The organism is Candidatus Rhodoblastus alkanivorans, assembly GCF_022760755.1.
Classification (GTDB): Bacteria; Pseudomonadota; Alphaproteobacteria; order Rhizobiales; family Beijerinckiaceae; genus Rhodoblastus; species Rhodoblastus alkanivorans.
Genome location: NZ_JAIVFP010000001.1, coordinates 2,407,308 through 2,429,201, shown reverse-complemented (window position 1 = coordinate 2,429,201; position 21,894 = coordinate 2,407,308). Strand labels below are relative to the sequence as shown.

The window sequence follows — 21,894 nt, the reverse complement described above, 5'->3', positions numbered from 1 at the left end:
GGCGGCGCAAAAGCGCGCCTATCATCGACCAAAAACCGGCGTGGGGCCGATCCGGCCGCCGCCCTCAAGGGAGCTAGGCATGGACAAATCGGACGCGGCCGCCGAAACGCGGGAGTGGCTTGAGGCCCTCAATTCGGTGCAGGAATTCGAGGGCGTCGAGCGGGTGGACGGCCTGCTCAGCGATGTGGTTTCGGAGGCGCGCAAGAACGGCGCGAAACTGCCTTTCGCCTGGAACACCGCTTATATCAACACCATTCCCCCGGAACAGCAGCCGCCGCATCCCGGCGTCCGCGAGATCGAGACCAAAATCCGCGCCACGATCCGCTGGAATGCGGCAATGGTGGTGCTCAAGGCCAACAAGACCTCGTCCGAGCTTGGCGGCCATATTGCCAGCTTCCAGTCCGCCGCGACGCTCTATGACGTCGGCTTCATGCATTTCTGGCGCGCGCCGGACGAAAAACACGCCGGCGACCTCGTGTTTTTCCAGGGCCATTCCTCGCCCGGTATCTACGCCCGCGCCTTTGTCGAAGGCCGCCTCTCCGAAGAGCAAATCCTCAATTTCCGTCAGGAGGTGGACGGCAAGGGCATTTCGTCTTATCCGCATCCCTGGCTGATGCCGGATTTCTGGCAATTCCCGACCGTCTCGATGGGCCTCGGACCCCTGATGGCGATTTATCAGGCCCGCTTCATGCGCTATCTCGAAGGGCGCAGCCTGATCGAAACCCATGAAAGAAAAGTCTGGGCCTTCATGGGCGACGGCGAGATGGACGAGCCCGAGTCCCTGGGCGCCATCTCGTTGGCCGGCCGCGAAAAGCTCGACAACCTCATCTTCGTCATCAACTGCAACCTCCAGCGCCTTGACGGCCCGGTGCGCGGCAATGGCAAGATCATCCAGGAACTGGAGGCGGACTTCCGCGGCGCCGGGTGGAACGTCATCAAGTTGATCTGGGGCACGGGCTGGGACGAACTGCTCGCCAGGGACGTCACCGGCCGCCTGCGTCAGTTGATGGAAGAATGCGTCGACGGAGAATATCAGGATTTCAAGTCCAAGAATGGCGCCTATATCCGCGAGAAATTCTTCGGCCGCTATCCCGAGACCGCGGCCATGGTCAAGGAATGGTCCGACGACAAGATCTGGAGCCTGACCCGCGGCGGCCATGACTCGCGCAAGATTTTCGCGGCCTACAAGGCGGCGGTCGAGCATAAGGGACAGCCGACCGTCATTCTCGCGAAGACAGTCAAGGGCTATGGCATGGGCTCGGCCGGCGAAGCCCAGATGATGGCCCACCAGGCCAAGAAAATGAGCCTGGAAGCGCTCAAGCAGTTCCGCGACCGCTTCAAAATTCCGGTCGCCGACAGCGAGATCGAGCATCTGCCCCTGCTGAAATTCCCGGAAGGGTCTGAGGAGATGAATTATCTGCGGGCGCGGCGCGAGGCGCTCGGCGGCTATCTGCCGGCCCGCCGGCGCCAGAGCGAGCCGCTGGTCATCCCGCCGCTGTCGTCGCTCGAAGCCCAGCTCAAATCGACCGAGGGCCGCGAAATCTCCACCACCATGGCTTTCGTCAGGGTGCTGAACCACCTTTTGCGCGACAAGAATATCGGCAAGCGCATCGTGCCGATCGTGCCGGATGAGTCCCGCACCTTCGGCATGGAGGGCATGTTCCGCCAATATGGCATTTTCTCGCAGGTCGGCCAGCTTTACCGCCCGCAGGACGCCGACCAGCTTTCCTATTACAAGGAGGACCGCTCCGGCCAGATGCTCCAGGAGGGCATCAACGAGGCCGGCGCCATGGCCTCATGGATCGCGGCGGCGACGTCCTATTCCCATTCCAACACGCCGATGATCCCGTTCTACATCTATTATTCGATGTTCGGGTTCCAGCGCGTCCACGACCTCGCCTGGGCGGCGGGGGATCTGCGCGCCCGCGGCTTCCTGCTCGGCGGCACCTCGGGCCGCACCACGCTCAACGGCGAGGGCCTCCAGCACGAGGACGGCCACAGCCACATCCTCTCGTCCACCATCCCCAACTGCGTGTCCTATGACGCGACCTTCTCCTATGAAGTCGCGGTCATCGTCCAGCACGGGCTGGAGCGCATGTATGGCAAGGGCGAGGACGTCTATTACTACCTCACTTTGCTCAACGAGAATTACGAACATCCCGCCATGCCGGAGGGCGCGGAAGAGGGCATCGTCAAGGGCATGTATCTCTTCAGGGCCGCGCCGGAAGGCACGCCGAAGGAAAAGAAAGTGACCCTGCTCGGCTCGGGCTCGATTTTGCGCGAGGCGATCGCAGGCGCGGAGCTGCTCGAACGCGATTTCGGCATCCAGGCCGACATTTTCGCCGTGACCAGCTTCACTGAACTGAAGCGCGAAGCCGACGCCTGTGAGCGCTGGAACATGCTGCATCCGATGGAGGAGCCGCGCATTCCCTATGTCACCCAGCTGTTGCAGGCGCGCGGCGACAGTCCCGTGGTGGCCACCAGTGATTACATCCGCGCCTTCGCCGAGCAGATTCGCGGCCATGTGCCGACCCGCTACAGGGTGCTCGGCACCGACGGCTTCGGCCGCTCCGACTATCGCCGCAAGCTGCGTGCCTTCTTCGAGGTGGACCGCCATTACGTCGCCGTCGCGGCGCTGAAGGCGTTGGCGGAGTCGCAATTGCTGCCGGCGAAAAAGGTCGCCGACGCGATCGACCTCTATCGCCTCGATCCCGAAAAGCCCGACCCTCGGCATTCCTGAATCTCGCCCACCGCTCCCTTCTCCCAAGGTTGGAAAAAATGTCCAAGATTGAAGTGAAAGTGCCGGATATCGGCGATTTCCAAGGCGTTCCCGTGATCGAAATCCTGGTCAAGGCCGGCGATTCGATCAAGGCGGAAGACCCGTTGATCGTGCTCGAATCCGACAAGGCCACGATGGAGGTTCCCGCCCCCGAGGCGGGCGTCGTGTCGGAACTGCTCGTCAAGGTCGGCGACAAGGTCTCGGAAGGCTCAGCCATTCTGACGCTGGCCGCGGAAGGGACGCCGGCGCCCGCCCCGACGCCGGCGTCCGCCGCGCCGGAACTCAAGCCGGAGCCGATCGCGGTGACCGATCTCGACGCCGGCAAGACCGGCGGACCGGCGCCTATTCTCGGGCCCCGTACGTCGCTTTCGGATTTTGGCGATATCTTCGCCTCGCCCGCCGTGCGCCGCCTCGCCCGCGAACTCGATATCGACCTGACCCGGGTCCCGGCCACCGGCGACAAGGGCCGCATCACCAAAGAGGACGTGAAGGCTTTTCTGGCTGGCGGCAAGGCCGCGGCCCCGGGCGGCGCGACCGGCGCCGGCATTCCGGAAATCCCCGTCATCGACTTTTCCAAATTCGGGCCGATCGAGGAAAAGCCGCTGTCGCGCATCCGCAAGCTGTCGGGCCCCTTCCTGCATCGTTCCTGGCTCAATGTGCCGGCTGTCACCCAGAATGACGAGGCCGACATCACCGATCTGGAGGATTTCCGTAAAAAGCTCGACGAGGAAGGCAAAAAAGCCAAGGAGTCCTATCGGGTCTCGCTGCTGCCTTTCCTCATCCGCGCCAGCGTCGCGGTGCTGAAACAATATCCGGACTTCAACTCGTCGCTGAGCCCAACCAAGGACTCGCTGATCCACAAGAAATACTGGCACATCGGCTTCGCCTGCGACACGCCGGAAGGCCTGGTCGTGCCGGTGATCAAGGATGCGGACAAGAAGGGCGTCCTGGAGCTTGCGAAGGAACTCGGCGACCTTTCCGCGAAAGCGCGCGCCGGAAAGTTGTCGCCGGCCGAAATGTCGGGGGCGAGTTTCACTATTTCCTCGCTCGGCGGCATTGGCGGCACAAGTTTCTCGCCGATCGTCAACGCGCCGGAAGTGGCGATCCTCGGCGTCGTGCGCTCGAAAATGGCGCCGGTCTGGAACGGCAAGGAATTCGTGCCGCGCCTGATGCTGCCTTTGTCGCTATCCTACGACCATCGCGTGATCGACGGCGCGGCCGCGGCCCGCTTCGCCCGGGCGTTTGCCATCGTGCTCGAAGACATCCGCCGCCTGGCGCTGTGAATTGGGGGCAACCATGACAATTGAAATCAAGGTCCCCGATATCGGCGACTTCAAGGACGTTCCGATCATCGAAATCCTGGTCAAGGCCGGCGATATGATCAAGCCGGAAGACCCGCTGATCGTGCTTGAATCGGACAAGGCCACGATGGAAGTGCCCTCGCCCTCGGCCGGCGTGGTCAAGGAATTGAAGGTCAAGGTCGGCGACAGGGTCGGCGAAGGCGCACTCATCCTGCTGCTGGACGAAGCCGGCGCCGCCGCGGCCGTCCCGGCTCCCGCGCCCGCGGCGGCCCCTGCGCCAGCCCCTTCCGCTGCTGCCGGCGATCTCCACGCCGAAGTGCTGGTGCTCGGCGCTGGCCCCGGCGGCTATACCGCCGCCTTCCGCGCCGCCGATCTCGGCGCCAGGGTCGTGCTGGTCGAACGCTGGCCGGTCTTGGGCGGCGTCTGTCTCAATGTCGGCTGTATTCCGTCCAAGGCCCTGCTCCATGCCGCCAAGGTGATCGAGGAGGCCCATGAAATCGGCGAGAACGGCATCGTCTTCGCCGACCCGACGATCGACCTCGACAAGCTGCGCGGCTGGAAGGAAAGCGTCGTCAAGCTGCTGACCGGGGGCCTCGGCTCGATGGCCAAGCAGCGCAAGGTGACGGTCGTCACCGGCAAGGGCGCCTTCGCCTCGCCCAACAGCATGGAAGTCATCGCCGAGGACGGCTCGAAAAAGCTCGTCACCTTCGACAAGGCCATCATCGCCGCCGGCTCCGAGCCCGTCACTTTGCCCTTCATCCCGCACGATGATTCACGCGTCATCGATTCGACTGGCGCTTTGGCGCTGGCCGACGTCCCGAAGCGCCTGTTGGTGCTCGGCGGCGGCATCATCGGGCTGGAAATGGCGACGGTCTATCACGCGCTCGGCTCGAAAGTGACCGTCGTCGAGCTGATGGACCAGATCATCCCGGGCGCCGACAAGGACATCGTCGCGCCGCTCGCCAAAAGGATTGGCCGAAAATACGAAAAGGTCCTGCTCAAAACCAAGGTGGTCGCTGTCGCGGCCGAGCCCGCCGGCCTGCGCGTGACTTTCGAGGCGGCCGACGGGGCCCAAAGCGAGGACACATTCGACAAACTGTTGGTCGCCGTGGGCCGCAAGCCCAATGGCAAGCTCATCAACGCCGAGGCCGCTGGCCTCAATGTCGACGAGCGCGGCTTCATCGCCGTGGACAAGCAGATGCGGACCAAGGTCCCGCATGTTTTCGCCATCGGCGACATTGTCGGCCAGCCCATGCTCGCCCACAAGGCGACCCATGAGGCCAAGGTGGCGGCGGAAGTCGCCTGCGGCCACAAATCCGTCTTCGACGCCAAGGTCATCCCGTCCGTCGCCTACACCGACCCGGAAGTGGCCTGGGTCGGCGTGACCGAAACCGAAGCCAAAGCCAAAGGCCTGAAGTTCGGCAAGGCGACCTTCCCCTGGGCGGCGTCCGGCCGCGCTCTGTCGCTCGGCCGCGACGAGGGCGCGACCAAGGTGCTGTTCGACGAGGAGACCAAGCGCCTGATCGGCTGCGGCATCGTCGGCGTAAATGCTGGCGACCTGATCGCGGAAGCCGCGCTCGCCATCGAAATGAGCGCAGACGCCGAGGACATCGGCCTCACCATCCACCCCCATCCGACCCTGTCCGAAACCCTCGGCATGGCGGCTGAGCTTTTTGAAGGCACGATCACCGACCTGATCCCGCCCAAGAAGAACTAACCGGGCGCTACAGCCGCCGGTAGATGTCCGTGGCGATGGCGGCGAAGGCCGCCGTCACCCCCTCGCCCGTCTTGGCGCTGGAAAACAACACTTGTTCCGGCGCCAGCCCGCGCCGATCGATATTGGTCAGGTCGGGCGCGACGATATCGGTCTTGTTGATGATGGCGCGCACGGAACGGCCGGGGAGCCGCTCCAGAAAATCGGCCGAGAGATCGAACATTTTCTCGATGGTCGGCGGGCGCGAAGCGTCGGCGACCACCAGCGCGCCCGAGGCGCCGGAGAGATAGACCGACTTGAAAATATGCTGGCCGAAGTCGCCGTCCGTGTCCCAGATCAGCAATTTCGCCTTCACCGGTCCGGAGTCGATGTCGAGGGTCAATTCGTGGGTCAGGATGTCCACGCCGATCGTGGTCTTGTAATCGGCGTCGAATTTGTTGAACATCAGCCGCTTCGCGAGCGACGACTTTCCGACGCCAATATCGCCCAACAGCATGAGTTTGGCGGAAAAATTCAAGGTATCTGCTCCGCTGGGCCGATCACTTCGAAGACGACCCGCCTGTTGCGGCGGCTGTCCGATCCATGTTCGGCGGCGATCGGGGATTCGTCGCCTCGGCCTACAGCAGCAAGTTTACTGGAATCAACGCCTTGTGCAATCAGCGCGGCGACGGCGGCTTCAGCGCGAGCCTGGGAAAGCTTCATGTTTTTCTGGGTCGAGCCCAGACTGTCCGTATAACCCACAACCCGCAGGGACAAACCGCTGCGCTTCATCTCGGCCGCCAGCGCGGCGATTTGCGCGTGGGCTGTCTCGGCTTCGAGAAAATCCGTTCCGTCATCGAACCAGAGCGTCGTCCCCGCGGCGAGGCGCGCCAGCCGGGCGGCTGGCGTCGCCGCGGCGGCCCGCTGCGCCGTCTCTGCGGCTTCAAGCCGAGCGACCTGACCAGACAAAGCCTCCGCGCGGCCCTGCTGCTCCGCAACCGTCGCCTGAATCCGGTCGAGCCGTCCTGCCAGAACGGCGACCGCCTCGCCGCTCGCTTTGTTGTTTTGGCGCGCGGCGGCCTCGACGCTGGCCGGCGTCGCGACCCGCGCGATCCGCATCTCCAGACGATAAGGCGTACCAGCGCCGTCGATAGCGCGCGCCAGGGCGGCGAGATCGGCCGCGGGCGGCGCGAGCCCGGTCAGCGCCGCGCGTTTTTTTCCGGCGTCGACCGTCAATTTCAGCGGAAAGTCGGCGAGGCCCGGCTGCGCCGCCACGGCGCGGGCGAAAGCGTCGTCGAGACGTCGCTCCCACAGGAAATTGCGCGCCGGCCAATAGGCCGCCCCGCCGATCAGCAGCAGCGCCAGCGCCGCCAGAGCGACATTGCGCGCGGCTCCGCTTTTTTTGGGCTCCGCGTCGACGAAATCGGCCGCAATTCGCGCCAAGGCGCCCTCGCCCGGTGGCCCGGGCGAGGTTGAAATCAACGACAGCAGAGCCGAATCCATCCGCGCTTCGTCGTCCGCACGGGGTTCGCCGAAAAATTCGGCGGCGACGATGAGGCGCGCCGAGGCCCGCAGCAGCAGACGGCTCGCGCCCATGTCCAGCGTGCGCAATTCGCCATGCCCGCACGCGAAGGCCTGGGCCGCGAACTGGCTGATCGCGGCGAGCATCCCGCTGACGATTTCGTCCGCGGAATCCGGCGCGCTGTCTTCGGGCCAATGCGCGAGCAGACGGCCGCTGTCGCGCTCCAGAGCGAGAATGCGGCGCACCCGGGGACGCTGAGCGGCTTCGAGCAGGATTTCCGCCAGCGGCCGCCCGGTCAGCAGGCTGCGCAGCCGCAGCCGCCACAGGCGCGTGGACAGCAGCCGGTTGAGCCGGGCGTTGATGTTCTCCACCAATTCGCGGAAGGCGTTCGACACGGCGGCGGCGACCAGCCGGCCGGTAATCGGATAGAGCGCCTCGACCATCATGTCGCGCGAATTGGCGATCTCCGACCGGATCGCCGTAACCACCAGCGGCGCCAAGGCCTCGGACAATTCGCGATGGCCCGAAACTTCCGCGCGCCGCAAGGCGCCGGCGAGGATTTCCGCCGTCGCCGCCTCCAGCCCGGCCTGGTCGCCGAGCCGCGCCGCCAAAGCCTCGGTCTGGGCCTGAATCGCGTCGAGCCGCGACTGCTCGCTGCGAAAGAGCAGCCGTTTCAGCAAGCCGAGTTGGTTGCCCGCCTCGGCGGCGCCCCGCAGCGTCGCGTCTTGCGTCCCAGGGTCCGGCTGCGCCGGGACCGACACCTTATACCAAGTCTCGTTGATCAGAACCCGTGCGCCCAGTCACGCAATCCGATCGACATGATGCGCCACGGCTGATCGATGAGTTTGTTCCAAGCGTGGCAGCAATGATCGACGACGTCGTCGTAGGATTTGAAGACGCGGTTCGACAGCCAGTTGTCGCGCAGGAACTGCCAGACGTTTTCGGCTGGATTGAGTTCGGGGCATTTCGGCGGCAGCGGCAGGATGGTGATGTTGGCTGGAACGGCGAGCTTGTCCGTCGTGTGCCAGCCCGCCTGGTCGAGGATGAGGACGGCATGCGCCCCGGGCGCGACATTTTTGGCGATTTCCTCTAAGTGGAGGTTCATGGCGAAGGTGTCGCACTTGGGCAGGACGAGCGCCGCGCCCTTGCCGTCCTTGGGACAGATCGCGCCGAAAATATAGGTCGAGGCGGTGCGCTGATCATGGGGCGCGCTGGGGCGCGTTCCCTTCTTGGCCCAGCGGCGGGTGATCTTGTTCTTCTGCCCGATCCGGGCCTCGTCCTCGAACCAGACTTCTATTTTGTCGGCGGCGACGCCTTTTTCCCGCGCGATTTCCTCCAGGCGCGCGGGGAAACTTTTTTAAAATCTTCGATCGCGCCCTCGGCCTGGGCGTGATGCTTGGGGCGCGCCGACAGCTTGCGGTAGCCCAACGCCCGCAGCTCCCGGCTCATCGTCTGTTTGGCGATGGTGACGCGGAATTCCTCGAACATCCACTGGCAAAGATCGACGAGGCGCCAGCGCACGACGCCGTGCGCGGCTGGGATCGGCCCGCTTTCGATTGCGGTGGCGAGCGCCGCCCGATGGGCGTCGTTGAGCCGCGAGGGTTGGCCTGGCGCTTTGCGGTTGATCAGGCCCTCAGGGCCGTCCGCGTTGAATCTCACCACCCAATCGCGAACGATCTGGCGCGTGACGCCGCCGATCTCGGCGGCCTTCGAGCGGCTGGCGCCTTCATAAATGGCCGCCAAGGCCAACAAGCGCCGCGCCTGCGCCGCATCCTTCGCGCGTTTGGCCGCAACGCGCATGGAGCGCGCATCAAAATCTGCTCGAAGGGCAATCGGCATGGCGAACCTCCTGGTTCGCCTGTTGAATCAAATAAACGCCGGTTTGGGAATCGCCCGCCGAGTCAGAGTTTCAGGGACTTGGTATTAGCGCGCCTTGCCCGAGGCGCCCATGTTGCGGACGGTCGCGCCGAGATTGGCGATCGCCGCGCCAATATCGTCGATCGAAGTCAGGCGCCTGTTTTCGACATCGCGCGCCAGAGTATCGATGCGATTTTCGAGATCGGTGAATTTGGCGGCGAGGTCGGCGCGCAATTCCGCGACGATCTTCTCGAACTTGTCGTCAATCTGCGCGAGACGCGCGTCGGTGGCGCGCTTGTCGGCGCCGAACAGAAGCTCGCGCACCTGATTGATCGTATCCGCCTCGACCGCCGCGACGACGGCTTCGCCCGCCTCGGCCTTGCCATTGCTGTTCTTCATGCCACCCCCAACCAACGTCGGCGTCCGGCCGAAACCGTGGCGCTTGCGCGCCCTTTCTACGCGGGAAAAAAAGAGCGCGGCAAGAGACCGCGCCCGTTGCTGGAGGTTTTCGCCAGTCTTTCGTCGCTGGCCGGCCCTGTGCGAGAAACGCGGGTCAGCCGTTGGGGAAGAAGTGGTCTTTCGCCGTCGCCGTCGTCTTGCCCGAGGGGTCCGAAGCGGTAAAGGTTACGTCGACCGGCTTGGACGGGACCTCGTCCGGCGGCGCGACGACGATGACGCGTAGTTCCAGCGTCTGGTCGGGACCGACTGTCGCCTGGGTTGGGTTGGGAGCGTCAACGATCTTCAACTTCAGGCCGGGAGCGCCGGAGACCGAGATGTTGATCGGTCGGTCGTTGGGCTCTTTGTTCAGCAGGCGCACGGTGTAGCCGTTGCGCACGCCGCCGTCGGTCATGGGAATCGACATCGGGTTGCGGTCATGCAGGACGTCGATGCCGAGGTCGGAGCGGGTGGCGAGCTTCCACACCATCAACCCGCCCACCATGGCGATGATCACCGGATAGATCAGCGTGCGCGGGCGGATGGGACGGAAAATCGGCGGCAGGCCTTCCAAGCGGCGCTGGATGTTGATGTCGGTGTCATAGGCGATCAGGCGCGGCGGACGGCCGATTTCCTTCATGACATTGTCGCAGGCGTCGATACACAGGCCGCACTGGATGCAGCCAAGCTGCGAGCCGTGGCGGATGTCCACGCCGGTCGGACAGACCGCGATACATTGGTGGCAATCGATGCAATCGCCAGCCGGAAGGCCCTTGGCTTTGGCGGCGGCGGCCTTCTTCACCGACATGCGCGGCTCGCCGCGGGTGCTCTCGTAAGAAACGTTGAGCGCCCATTCGTCGGTCATCGAGGCCTGGATGCGAGGCCAGGGGCACATATAAATGCAGGTCTGCTCGCGCATGTGGCCGGCGAACATATAGGTGGTGAAGGTGAGAATACCGATCCACGTATAGGCGATTCCGGGCGCCTGGAAAGTCAGGAGTTGCTTCACCAGCGTCGGCGCGTCGGCGAAATAGAGGACGAAGGCGCCGCCGGTCCACCAGGCGATGATCAGCCACAGGAAATGCTTCAGCGCCAGCTCATAGGCGTGGCGGATGGTGAAGCCCTTCTTGTCCTTGAGCATGCGCTCGCGGCGGTCGCCCTCGACCCAGCGCTCGACCGCATAGAACAGGTCGGTCCAAACCGTCTGCCAGCACAGATAGCCGCACCACACGCGCCCCGCGACCGCGTTCATCAGGAACAGGGTCATGGCGGCCATGATCAGAAGGCCGGTGAAATAATAGACCTCCTGCGGCCAGATCTGGATGAAGAAGAAATAGAAGCGCCGATGCGCCATGTCGATCAGAACCGCCTGATTGGGCAGGTTCGGGCCGCGATCCCAGCGAATGAAGGGCAGCAGATAATAGACGCCGAGGGTGAGGACCAGCACCGCCCATTTTATGTTGCGGAACGTGCCGTGAGTCGCCTGCGGATAGACCTTCTTGCGCGAGGCGTAGAGCGGGCCAGTGATGAGGGTTTCGTCGTTCATCGGGTTTCACCTGACGCGGAGGCGCGAATTGCGTAAATCCTTTGCTACAGCAGGATTTTTTATCCGATAACCGGAATCCGCCTTTCGGAAATCCTGCCTGTCGAGCGGAGTGTCGCGGCAATCGCGCGGCTCCGCATTGATCCAGCATGAACCCGATATATTCGAATATGGATAAAAGGTCTATTTCCTATCCAAGTTTTTTTTCATGCGCCGGATAGCCGGCGTCGGCGATCGCCGTGGCGACGACCGCGGGATCGGCGGCGGCGGGGGTGACCGTGACGTCTCCCGAGGCCAGATCGACCTCCACTTCCGCGCCCGGCTCAAGGGAAAGCACGGCTTTCTTGACCCGCGCGACGCAATGGCCGCAGGTCATGTCGGAGACGGCGAAAATGGTAGAGGGGGCTTCGGACATGGGCAGATCTCCATCATGACGGGAAGGAACGGCAAATTGTCGCAGGCGCAGGGCGTTGCCCAGCACGAACAGGCTTGACGAAGCCATCGCGGCCGCGCCGAGGCTCGGATTGAGCATGATCGCGAACGCGGGATAAAGCGCGCCCATCGCGACGGGAATCAGAATGATGTTATAGCCGAAGGCCCAGCCCAGATTCTGCTTGATCGTGCGCAGGGTGGCGCGGGACAGGGCGAAGGCCTGGGCGACCTTGGCGAGATCGCTCGACATCAGCGCGACCTGCGCGCTTTCCACGGCGATGTCGGTCCCCGCGCCCATGGCGATGCCGATGTCGGCGGCGGCGAGCGCCGGGGCGTCGTTGATGCCGTCGCCGACGAAAGCGACCGGGCCCGCGAGGCCGAGTTCGCGCAGGGCGGCGACCTTGCCCTCCGGCCTGCGGCCGGCAAAAATCACATCGACGCCGATTTTTTGCCCGACGGCCCGCGCCGTGGCCTCGCGGTCGCCGGTGATCAAAGCGACGCGCAAGCCGAGATCGCGCAGGGCGGCGATAGCCAGCGCGGCTTGAGGGCGCGGCGGGTCGGTGAAGGCGAACAGGCCGGCGGGCTTGCCGTCGACGGCGATGAAGAAGCACGAGGCGCCCTGCCCCGCGAGGTCTTCGGCCGTTTTCGCGAAAATGTCGGGCGAAGCGCCGAGCGCGGCCAGAAGTTCGGCCGAGCCAACCGCAATTCTTGCGCCGCCGACGTCGCCGGTCACGCCAAGGCCGGGCTGGTAGGCGAAATGGGCGACCGCTTCGGCCGCAGGGACCTGACGCGCCCGCGCGGCCTCGACCAGCGCCCGGCCTAAAGGATGTTCCGACCGCGCCTCGACCGCCGCCGCCAGAGCAAGCAATCGCCCGGCCTCGAAACCCTCGCCGGCCACGATCTTCGTCAGCGCCGGCCGGCCTTCGGTGAGGGTGCCGGTCTTGTCGAAGGCGACAGTTTTCACGCCGCACAGGGTCTGCAAGGCGTCGCCCTGGCGGAAGATCACGCCGAGTTCCGCCGCCCGCCCGGTTCCGGTGACGAGCGCCGCCGGCGTCGCGAGGCCCATGGCGCAGGGACAGGCGATGATCAGCACATTGACCGCGCTGACCAGGGCAAGGCTCAGGGCGGAGAGGCCGCCGAAATAGAGCCAGATCGCGAAAGTCGCCAGCGCCGCCGCCAGCACGGCGGGCACGAAAACGGCGGTGACGCGGTCGGCGAGATCCTGGATCGGCAGGCGCGCGCCCTGCGCCGTCTCGACCATGCGGATGACGTCGGCAAGAAAAGTGTCGGCGCCGACCTTGGTCGCGCGGAAAGCGAAGGCGCCGGCGAGATTAACGCTGCCGCCGGTCACCGGATCGCCGGGCTTTTTCGTCACCGGCGCCGCTTCGCCGGTGATGAAACTCTCGTCGACATGGCTCGCGCCTTCGGTCGCCACGCCATCCACCGGAATCGATTCGCCCGGACGCACTTCGATGACGTCGCCGACCACAACCTGCTCGACCGGCAGATCCTGTGCGGCGCCCTCGCGCCGGACATGGGCGATCTTGGGCTGGAGCCGCGCCAGCTTGCCGATGGCGTCTGCGGCGCGGCCGCGCGAGCGGGCCTCCAGCCAGCGGCCGAGCAGGATAAAGGCCACGATGGTCGCGGCGGATTCGAAATAGGAATGACGCGCGCTCTCGGGCAGCATATGCGGCGCGAAAGTCGCCAACAGCGAATAGAGATACGCCGCGCCGGCGCCGAGCGCGACCAAGGCGTTCATGTCGGGCGCGCCGCGCAGCAGCGAAGGAAGGCCGATGGTGAAGAAGCGCCGGCCGGGACCGAACAGGACGATGGTCGTCAGCGCGGCGACCAGAATCATCATATTGTGATGGCCGAGGACGGCGTCGATAAAGGCGCCGAAAACCGCCGACATATGGCCGCCCATTTCCAGAACGACCACGGGCGCGGCGAATAAAGCCGCGAGCAGGAACCGGCGGCGCATGACCTCGGTTTCGGCGGCGCGGCGTGCAAGAGGATCGATTTTCCCGGCTGCTTTTTCCTCGACCGGGCGCGGCTCGTAGCCGGCGCGGCGCACCGCCGCGGCCAGGGCGGCCGCGTCGACCGCGCCTTCGATCCCTTCGACATAGGCTCGTTCGGTCGCGAGATTGACCCGGGCCGAAACCACGCCCGGCGCGGCTTTCAAGGCCTTTTCGACATGGACGACGCAGGAGGCGCAGGTCATGCCGCCGACGCCCAGTTCACTGCGGGTCAGGCGCGGCTCATAGCCGGCCTCCTTGACCCGCGCCGCGATTTCGGCGAGGTCGGCCTCGGGCGCGAGCTTCAGATCGGCGCGCTCGCCGACCAGATTGACATGGGCGTCAAGCACGCCGGGCGCGTCTTTAAGCGCCTTTTCGACGTGACGCACACAGGCGGCGCAGGTCATGCCGCCGACGCCGAGCGCCAGCGCCCCGCCCTCGCCACAGGCGGCGTCTGTTTCCGATTGGGTTTGGACGTTCATGGCGTTCATATGGTCTCGCGCCGAGGCCCGATCAACCGTGGCCGGGATCGTCCGGCAGGCGATGGCGCGGGATCCGCCCGGCCCAGCGGCCGGCGTGAAAGGCGCCGACCTGCGAGACGAAAACGCCGAGGGGCAGAACATTGGCCCAGAGGTCGAAACCCCAGCCCTTGAGCAGCAGGACGAACCACACGATCAGGACGATCGCGGCGAAAACCACGGAGCCGTCGCGCGCTTCGAGATCGCCGACCATGATCGGGCGCGTCTCGCTCACCACGCCGAGGACGAAGGGCACGAAGACGAGAAATAGCAGGTTGCGCCATTTGAAGGGCAGGAAGACCCATGGCGCAAGCGACTTGTTCACCAGAATGGCGAGCAAAGGCGCAATTGTAAGCCCGAGCGCGACGATGAGGACCGGCCAGCGACGCTCGCCCAACTCGTTCCGGAACATGCTCCCCCGCGCCTCGCGTTTAAGCGCATACTGCGCCGTGGCGGCGGGTCAGTAAACCGCCTTCTGCACCGGCTCGGCGTAATAGGTGTTGAGGATCGAGAAGCGCGGCCTGTCGTTGTCCACCGCGATCGATTCGCGCCCGTGCCAACTGGTGTGCAGAAAATCATAGGCCGGATGGATGACGACGAAGGCGCAGCCGCTATTGGGCAGGAAGGGCACGGTCTTTTCCTCGGCGAGGCCGAAATGTTTCCACGAGAACAGACCCTGTGGCGACAGCCGGTAGAGCGTCGTGCCAAGCGCCTTCTGGCTGTCGTCCTCGGGCATATAAATCATCATGGTGATGACTTTTCGCCTGGTGTCGGGATGCGGCTTGATCCGGTAGCCGTCATAATCGCAATAGAGCACGGGCCTGGGATACATCGGGATCGGCCAGCCTTCCTTGCTGGCGTTGGAGCGGATTTTCAAGCCCTCGTCGAGCCGCGTACGCATGGCGGCTTCGAGTTCGGGCGCGGACAGAACGTCGGACGCCAGCTTCCACAAAGCGCGCCGCTCGTCGTCGCCGGCGTCGCAGGAGCCGTCGAACAAAGTGAACTGGCGGCGGGTGTTGGCGCCGTTGAGCTGGAAATAATTCTTTTCCTCCGGCCGCTTCGCGTTCAACTCGCGATAAAAATCCTCGGGCCAGAAATCGCGGAAGATCATGTGCGGATATGGCTTCGACCAGACCTCCGCATCCATGATCGACTTCACCGCATGGGCGACCAGTTCCTCGTAACGGGTATCGGCCATGTTTCGCCTCTGTAGCGCGCTGGGCGCGGGGTGCGCGTTCATAACGCTTTTTTAACCCGCGCGAAAGTGTAGGCCGCAATGGCCTGTTTTGGCGCCGCGCTTGAATGGCCGAATATATGGCCGCATCGGACCCGTAAGTCGTGGCCGTCCAAATATCTCTTGCGCAAAGGGGCCCGCCCATACATGACGCGGCTTCCAGATATTGATTCCTCCGACCGGGCCTCCCCATGACCGAAGCCGCGATTCGCATGATCGGCGTCAATAAATGGTATGGCGAATTCCATGCGCTGCGGGACGTCGATCTCGAAGTCGCGCGGGGCGAGAAGATCGTGTTGTGCGGCCCCTCCGGGTCGGGCAAATCGACCCTCATCCGCTGCGTCAACCGACTGGAGACGCATCAGTCGGGCCGGATCGTGGTGGACGGGGTCGAACTGACCGACGATCTGCGCAGCGTCGAGGAGGTCCGGCGCGAGGTCGGCATGGTCTTCCAGCATTTCAACCTTTTTCCTCACCTGACCGTGCTGGAAAACTGCATGCTGGCGCCGGTCCATGCGCGCAAGCTTCCCAGGACCGAGGCCGAGGCGGTCGCCTTGCATTATTTGGAAAAAGTCAGGATCGCCGAACAGGCGCAAAAATATCCCGCCGGGCTTTCGGGCGGCCAGCAACAGCGTGTGGCCATCGCCCGGGCTTTGTGCATGAAGCCGAAACTCATGCTGTTCGACGAACCGACCTCGGCGCTCGACCCGGAAATGGTCAAGGAAGTGCTCGACACGATGGAGGCGCTGGCGCGCGAGGGCATGACCATGATGGTGGTGACCCATGAAATGGGCTTCGCCCGCCAGGTCGCCGACCGGGTGATATTCATGGACCAGGGCCAGATCGTCGAAATCGGGGCGCCGGAGGCGTTTTTCACGGCGCCCCGCCATGAGCGCACGAAAAGCTTCCTCCAGCAGATTCTGCGCTGACCGAAGACGCGCCGGGCGAACGGCCCTTCAGTCCAGCCCGCGCAGCATGGCGCGGGTCCTTTCCGCCGCCGCCGCCAGGACGTCGCCATCGCGGCCGCGCAGCACGATCTGGTTGAAGAATTTCCCTTCGCGCAGCGAAGGATAGGAGCCGATCGACAATTGCGGAAAAGCCTTCGCCAGATCCATCAGCCCGGCCGCATAGGCGCCTTCCGGAAGACCAAGAGCGTCAATGGTTTCCGACAAGATTTTCACGCCATGGGCGAGCTTGGGCGCGACATCGTCAAGCATGACCTGCATCACCGCCGGCACCCCGGCCATGACGACGACATTACCGATCCAGAAGCCGGGCGCCTTGGAGATCGGATTGGCGACCAGTTCCGCGCCGTCCGGAATCCGGGCCATGCGCCGGCGCGCCGCATTCAAATCCTCGGGCTTGATCCGCTCCAGCAGCAAAGCAAGCGCGCGCGGGTCCTCGGAAATTCCGACGCCAAACGCCTTGGCCACCGCGTCGGCGGTGATGTCGTCATGCGTGGGGCCAATGCCGCCGGTGGTGAAGACATAATCGTAGCGAGACCGCAGGGCGTTGAGCGCGGCGACGATCTCCTCCTCGACATCCGGCACGACGCGGATTTCGCGCGTTTCTATGCCGATCTGAAGCAGGTAATGGGCGATATAGTGGCTGTTGGCGTCGCGGGTCCGGCCAGACAGGATTTCGTCGCCGATCACCAGCACGGCGGCCGTGACGCGCCCTTCAACCATCCGCGCGGCGCCCGCGTTCGTACATCACGTAGACTTTGGTCCGCGCGACCGGGACATAGCCCCGGCTTTCGAGCAGGCCGAGCAGATCGACCTCCCATTTCGCCGGAGAATAAGCGAGCACCAGCGCGTGCGGCCACAGCGACTCGGGCTCGTTGGTGAGGAAAGGCTCCAGCGCCAGATCCTCGGCTCCCTCGACGTCGAGCTTCATCACGTCGATGCGGCGCAGCCCCTCCTCGCGGGCAAGCGTCGCGAGCGATTTGGCCGGCGCAAGGAACGAACCGCCGCTGTTCTCGGCGCTGACGATGCGCATGGAAGTCTCGGCGAGATCGCGCGAATGATAGAACAAGGTCACCGGGCCGTCGACGTCGGCGACCGCGCAATCGAGCGCCTTGACGGTCGCGGCCGGGTTCTGGCGGAGGTTATAAACCAGCCGCTCGAACAGCAGCGGCTGGGGTTCGACCGCGAGAACTCTTGCGCGCGGGCCGGCGCGCAGCGCGACGAACAGGCTGCCGGCGCCGCAGCCCGCGCCGATGTCGAAAAAGGTTATGTCGGGAGAAATCCGCGCGGCAAGGAAGCGGCGCTCCTCGCGGTCGGAGAATTGCGGCGTGAACAGCAGGCGCTTTTCGCAGGCGTTGTTGTATGGATAAAGCCGCATCCGCGCTTTCAGCGTGTCCACCGTCACGTCGACGGGACGGGCGCGCAGCCGGCGCAGGCCGATCCGCCGCACCAGCAGCGCCATGCGCTGGCCGAGCCAATGGGCTCCGGCGCTCTGCGTGAAGCGCAGCAGGCCGCGCAAGGCGCCTTGCGGCCGATATTGCCCGAAAGGAGACAAATCATTGGCGGGAATCGCGCGCATGGAGGGGTTAATACCAGCCCCAGCGCCAGCGGCCAAGACCTTTGGGCCGCCCCGCCCGTCATCATGACGCCTCGCGCGCGGAGGGATGAGCGCCGGCGCGCTGGGGAAAGGTGATGAGCAAGACGAGGATGGCGACGATCAGCACCGCCGAGGCGTAATAGCGGCTCAAGCCCAGCCCTCCGAGCTGATGCGCCTTGTCGAGAAAGTCGCCGACGGTCGCGCCCAGCGGCCGCGTCAGGATGAAGGCCGCACAGAACAGCGCGACACGCGAAATATTCGTGTAATAATAGAACGCGACAAGGCCCGCGAGCGCGGCGCCGAATACGAGCGCGCCGCCGCCGAAGCCCAGATGAACGCCAATGTGGCTGGCGTCGGCCATCCAGTCGCCGAGCGCCGTGCCCAAAGTCTGCGAGAACAGGATCGTCGTCCAGTAGAAAGCCTCGACCCGCGGCGTCGTCACCGTTTCGACCAAAACCGTCCCTTCCGACCAGCGCCAGACGGCGAGCGACGTCGCGAGCAACGCCGCAAGCAGGGCGGAGCCGACCCAATAGCCGATTCCGAGCGAGCGATCGACCAAATCGGCAAAAGTCGTGCCCACAGTGGTGGTTGCGACGATCGTAAGCCATAAAATTAGGGGTGGAACCCGCGCGCCCGCACCTGGACCGCCGCGGCCAGGACGAAAGCGGCGAAGAAGATGATCGTTCCTACGGCATGGCCGAGGTGCATCGACATGGTGACCGCGTCGCCGCCGGTCTCGCCGAGCGTCGTCACGGGAATCTTGACGACCCAGAAGCCGAGCGTGACCTCTGGAACCTTGCTCAGGCGCGGTTTCCGTGATTCGTCCGTCATTGATCTCTGTCTCCTGGAGGGAACGGGCATGGTGAGCGCGTTGGCCCCTTGCGCCGGACAGGGTTTGGGCTAAATCTGGAAAAAGAATATCATACCCTGAAATTTGTCGCGGCCGCGCCCGTCAGGGAGGACGCGAAGTCCGCGTGACGAAAGGACACACCATTTAGATGACCTTCATCGAAGCCGACGCGCTGCCGAGCCGCAAGACCGGCCATATTCGCATTCATGGCCCGGAAGGGTTCGAAGGCATGCGCAAGGCCGGCCGGATCGCGGCTGAAGCACTCGACCTCATGGTCGAGGCCGCCCAGCCCGGCGTCACCACCGACGCGCTGGACAAGCTGGCCTATGAATTCGGCATGGACCACGGCGCTTATCCGGCCCCGCTCGATTATCGCGGCTATCGCAAGTCGATCTGCACCTCGGTCAACCATGTCGTCTGCCACGGCATCCCCGATTCCAAGCCCCTGCGCGATGGCGACATCGTCAATATCGACGTCACCTATATCGTCGACGGCTGGCACGGTGACTCGAGCCGCATGTATTATGTCGGCGAGGTTCCCCGCCGCGCGCAGCGCCTGTGCCAGGTGACCTATGAAGCGCTTTTGCGGGGGATCGCCGTGGTCAAGCCCGGCGCCACCACCGGCGACATCGGCCACGCCATCCAATCTTACGCCGAATCCGAGCGCTGCTCGGTGGTGCGCGAATTCTGCGGCCACGGCCTCGGCCGCCTGTTCCACGACGAGCCCAACATCCTCCATTACGGTAATAAGGGACAGGGCGTGACCCTGCGCGAGGGCATGTTCTTCACCATCGAGCCGATGATCAATGTCGGCAAGCCGCAGGTGAAAATCCTGTCCGACGGCTGGACCGCCGTGACCCGCGACCGCTCGCTCTCCGCCCAGTTCGAACATGCTGTGGGGGTCACCGCCGGGGGCTGCGAAATCTTCACGCTCTCACCGCGCGGGCTGAACTGTCCGCCCTATGTCACGGCGCCCTGACCCGACGCCGTCGTGGACCAGCAGCCGACAAAAGACTCGCTCAACGCCGGCCACCGTGAGCGGCTGCGTGAGCGTTTCCTGAAAGGCGGCGCTGAAGGCCTGCACGATTACGAATTGCTGGAGCTGCTGCTGTTTCGCGCCATTCCGCGCCGCGACGTCAAGCCCATCGCCAAAATGCTGATGCAGCGCTTCGGCTCCTTCGCCGAAGTGATCGCGGCGCCGCCGGCGCGGCTCAAGGAAGTCGATTATGTCGGCGACGCGGTGGTGACGGAACTGAAGATCGTCGAGGCGGCGGCGCTGCGGTTCGCCCGGCAATCCATGAAGAAGCGGCTGGAGCTCGGCTCCTTCGCCCAGGTGCTCGATTATTGCCGCGGCGCCATGGCCTTTCGCGAGACCGAGGAATTCCGCGTTCTATTCCTCGACAAGAAGAACGGCCTGCTCGCCGACGAGGTACAGGGGCGCGGCACGGTCGATCACACGCCCGTCTATCCGCGCGAGGTGATCCGCCGCGCGTTGGAGCTGAACGCCAGCGCGATGATCCTCGTCCACAATCATCCCTCGGGCGACCCGACGCCCTCGACCGCCGACGTGACCATGACCGAGACCATCGCCGCGCTCGCCAAGCCGCTCGGCGTCAAGCTGCACGACCATCTGATCGTTGGCCGCAATGGCCACGCCTCGATGCGCGCGATGAAGCTGATCTGAGGAAATTCGCCATGAGCAAAATGAACATCGGCGCCCTGTCCCTCAATGTCGCGACCGCAGGCGCGCCCGGCGCGCCGACCCTGATCCTCGCTCATCCGCTCGGCGCGAGCCTGAGCGTCTGGGACGAAGTCGCGCCGATTCTCGCCAAAAAATTCTTCGTGGTGCGATTCGACGCCCGGGGCCATGGCGGCTCGGATGTCCCGCCCGGCCCCTATTCCCTCTCCGACCTCGGCGGCGACGTCGTCGCCCTGATGGACGCGCTCGGCCTGGCCCGCGCCCATTTCGTCGGCCTGTCGATGAGCGGCGCGATCGGGCAATGGCTAATGATCCACGCCCCGGACCGGCTCGACAGGGTCGTGCTCTCGAACACCGCCGCCTGGTTTCCCGGTCCCGAAAACTGGAACGCGCGCATTCGCGCGGCGCGCGGCGGCGGCATGGCCGATCTTGCGGCGGCTGTGGTTCAGCGCTGGCTGACCCCGGCCTTCCGCGCAACGGATCCGGAAAGATACCAGCAGATCGAAAAACTGGTGCGCGCCACGCCGCCGCTCGGCTACGCCGCCTGCTGCGCGGCTCTGCGTGACGCCGACCTGCGCGACGCGATTCGCGCGGCGCCGCCGCGCCCGACGCTGGTGATCGTCGGTGACGCCGACGCCTCGACGCCGCCCGCGCTCGGCGAGGCCCTCGCTGGCGCCCTGCCCGACGCGCGCCTCGTCCGCCTGCCGGCCGCCCATCTCTCTTGCGTCGAAGCGGCCCACCCCTTTCTTGCGGCGGTGGAGAAGTTTCTCGTCTAGGCGTCCAGTTCGCGCAAAAAGGCGCGCGCCGCCGCCGTCGCGACAACCAGATGGTCGGCGTCGGCCTGTTTCAGCGCGCCGGCGCGGGCCGCATGTTCATAATGGTCCGCGGCGGCGGCCACGGCGACCGCGCCGATGGCGCGGGCCGAGCCTTTCAGCTTGTGCGCGAGATCGGCGGCCGCCGGGCCGGAAGCTGCGAAGCGCAGCTTTTCGGAAATCTGCTCCGCCTGCCGGTCGAACAGGGCGAGCGCTTCCTTTTCCAATTCGCGGTCGCCCATCGTCTGGCGCGCGAGATGGACAAGATCGATCGGCGAGTCGAAGGGCCCCGGCGCGGCGGAAGGGTTGAGATTATCGCTTTCCCGATGCGCGGCGACGCCCATGATTAACCTCGATCCATGCTTGCGGCGCGACGAGTCGCGGGCCAATTCGCGCCGCTCGGCCGCGATCACTGGTTGCGGATATGAAAAATCCACACGTTTTCCGTGTCCGGAGTCTATGGCGGAGCGCTTCAAGGATCCCTTACTTTTCAGGCTTTTGCGGGTTTTTTTGAAAATATGCCTAATGGTCCGTTAACGACGTTCGCAAAAGCCCCTCACGCGCCCGTTTTCATCGCGGCGGCGCGGGCGTAGAGTACGTCTTGGTTAACTGCCGGAATTTCGGCCGTTTACCGGCGTCGGC

Annotated in this window: 18 protein-coding genes and 1 pseudogene; 7 read left to right on the top strand and 12 right to left on the bottom strand. The window is 64.8% G+C overall.

From position 1 onward, the window contains the following. Nucleotides 1-79 precede the first annotated feature (79 nt). Genes aceE through lpdA form a run of 3 tightly spaced genes read left to right on the top strand, consistent with a single transcriptional unit; the run spans nt 80 to nt 5,797 of the window. Nucleotides 80-2,740: a pyruvate dehydrogenase (acetyl-transferring), homodimeric type gene (aceE, locus tag K2U94_RS11300; RefSeq protein WP_243067311.1), complete on the top strand. Its 2,661-nt coding sequence runs from the start codon at nt 80-82 to the stop codon at nt 2,738-2,740. Between the two features lie 38 nt (nt 2,741-2,778). Continuing rightward, a complete protein-coding gene (gene aceF / locus K2U94_RS11295; protein WP_243067310.1) occupies nt 2,779-4,062 on the top strand; it encodes a dihydrolipoyllysine-residue acetyltransferase in 1,284 nt (427 codons plus the stop codon). 13 nt (nt 4,063-4,075) lie between these two features. Continuing rightward, a complete protein-coding gene (gene lpdA, locus K2U94_RS11290) occupies nt 4,076-5,797 on the top strand; it encodes a dihydrolipoyl dehydrogenase (protein ID WP_243067309.1) in 1,722 nt (573 codons plus the stop codon). A gap of 7 nt (nt 5,798-5,804) precedes the next feature. Here the strand turns inward: lpdA and K2U94_RS11285 are convergent, their stop codons facing one another. The 8 genes from K2U94_RS11285 to K2U94_RS11250 all read right to left on the bottom strand — a co-directional run bounded on the left by K2U94_RS11285 (nt 5,805) and on the right by K2U94_RS11250 (nt 15,293). Next, on the bottom strand, nt 5,805-6,311 hold the full coding sequence (locus K2U94_RS11285; protein ID WP_243067308.1) for a Rab family GTPase: 507 nt from the start codon (nt 6,309-6,311) through the stop codon (nt 5,805-5,807). Next, complete coding sequence (locus K2U94_RS20645) at nt 6,308-8,056, bottom strand: OmpA family protein (protein WP_243067307.1); 1,749 nt, start codon at nt 8,054-8,056, stop codon at nt 6,308-6,310. The genes K2U94_RS11285 and K2U94_RS20645 overlap by 4 nt, the downstream gene beginning before the upstream one ends. A gap of 20 nt (nt 8,057-8,076) precedes the next feature. Then, nucleotides 8,077-9,134, bottom strand: a protein-coding gene (locus K2U94_RS11275; protein WP_243066496.1) for an IS630 family transposase whose coding sequence is annotated in 2 segments (ribosomal slippage) — nt 8,077-8,648 and nt 8,648-9,134 — 1,059 coding nt in all. Because the reading frame shifts where the segments join, the coding sequence is not laid out codon by codon here. A gap of 84 nt (nt 9,135-9,218) precedes the next feature. After that, a complete protein-coding gene (locus K2U94_RS11270) occupies nt 9,219-9,551 on the bottom strand; it encodes a hypothetical protein (protein ID WP_243067306.1) in 333 nt (110 codons plus the stop codon). Between the two features lie 154 nt (nt 9,552-9,705). After that, nucleotides 9,706-11,133 carry a cytochrome c oxidase accessory protein CcoG gene (gene ccoG / locus K2U94_RS11265; RefSeq protein ID WP_243067305.1) on the bottom strand — a complete coding sequence of 476 codons (1,428 nt, stop codon included), beginning with the start codon at nt 11,131-11,133 and terminating at the stop codon, nt 9,706-9,708. Nucleotides 11,134-11,320: 187 nt separating this feature from the next. Beyond that, a complete protein-coding gene (locus tag K2U94_RS11260) occupies nt 11,321-14,059 on the bottom strand; it encodes a heavy metal translocating P-type ATPase (protein ID WP_243068853.1) in 2,739 nt (912 codons plus the stop codon). 31 nt (nt 14,060-14,090) lie between these two features. Next, complete coding sequence (locus K2U94_RS11255) at nt 14,091-14,507, bottom strand: hypothetical protein (RefSeq protein WP_243067304.1); 417 nt, start codon at nt 14,505-14,507, stop codon at nt 14,091-14,093. 48 nt (nt 14,508-14,555) lie between these two features. After that, nucleotides 14,556-15,293: a hypothetical protein gene (locus K2U94_RS11250; protein WP_243067303.1), complete on the bottom strand. Its 738-nt coding sequence runs from the start codon at nt 15,291-15,293 to the stop codon at nt 14,556-14,558. Nucleotides 15,294-15,520: 227 nt separating this feature from the next. On the opposite strand from K2U94_RS11250, the gene K2U94_RS11245 reads away from it, so the two are divergent. After that, nucleotides 15,521-16,258, top strand: coding sequence for an amino acid ABC transporter ATP-binding protein (locus K2U94_RS11245; protein ID WP_243067302.1), 738 nt, complete (start codon nt 15,521-15,523; stop codon nt 16,256-16,258). A 27-nt stretch (nt 16,259-16,285) separates the two neighbouring features. Here K2U94_RS11245 and K2U94_RS11240 read toward each other — a convergent pair whose 3' ends face one another. The 3 genes and pseudogenes from K2U94_RS11240 to K2U94_RS11230 all read right to left on the bottom strand — a co-directional run bounded on the left by K2U94_RS11240 (nt 16,286) and on the right by K2U94_RS11230 (nt 18,722). After that, nucleotides 16,286-17,017: a competence/damage-inducible protein A gene (locus tag K2U94_RS11240; RefSeq protein WP_243067301.1), complete on the bottom strand. Its 732-nt coding sequence runs from the start codon at nt 17,015-17,017 to the stop codon at nt 16,286-16,288. Next, a complete protein-coding gene (locus K2U94_RS11235) occupies nt 17,010-17,873 on the bottom strand; it encodes an FkbM family methyltransferase (RefSeq protein WP_243067300.1) in 864 nt (287 codons plus the stop codon). The genes K2U94_RS11240 and K2U94_RS11235 overlap by 8 nt, the downstream gene beginning before the upstream one ends. Nucleotides 17,874-17,934: 61 nt before the next feature. Next, nucleotides 17,935-18,722, bottom strand: a pseudogene (locus K2U94_RS11230) (COG4705 family protein). 167 nt (nt 18,723-18,889) lie between these two features. On the opposite strand from K2U94_RS11230, the gene map reads away from it, so the two are divergent. Genes map through pcaD form a run of 3 tightly spaced genes read left to right on the top strand, consistent with a single transcriptional unit; the run spans nt 18,890 to nt 21,216 of the window. Then, nucleotides 18,890-19,720 (top strand): type I methionyl aminopeptidase, encoded by an 831-nt coding sequence (gene map / locus K2U94_RS11225; protein ID WP_243067299.1) that lies wholly within the window; start codon nt 18,890-18,892, stop codon nt 19,718-19,720. 12 nt (nt 19,721-19,732) lie between these two features. Further along, nucleotides 19,733-20,425 carry a RadC family protein gene (radC, locus tag K2U94_RS11220; protein ID WP_243067298.1) on the top strand — a complete coding sequence of 231 codons (693 nt, stop codon included), beginning with the start codon at nt 19,733-19,735 and terminating at the stop codon, nt 20,423-20,425. Nucleotides 20,426-20,436: 11 nt separating this feature from the next. Continuing rightward, entirely contained in the window at nt 20,437-21,216 is a 780-nt protein-coding gene (gene pcaD, locus K2U94_RS11215) for a 3-oxoadipate enol-lactonase (RefSeq protein WP_243067297.1), read from the top strand. Here the strand turns inward: pcaD and K2U94_RS11210 are convergent. Next, nucleotides 21,213-21,596 (bottom strand): Hpt domain-containing protein, encoded by a 384-nt coding sequence (locus K2U94_RS11210; protein WP_243067296.1) that lies wholly within the window; start codon nt 21,594-21,596, stop codon nt 21,213-21,215. The genes pcaD and K2U94_RS11210 overlap by 4 nt on opposite strands. Nucleotides 21,597-21,894 lie beyond the last annotated feature (298 nt).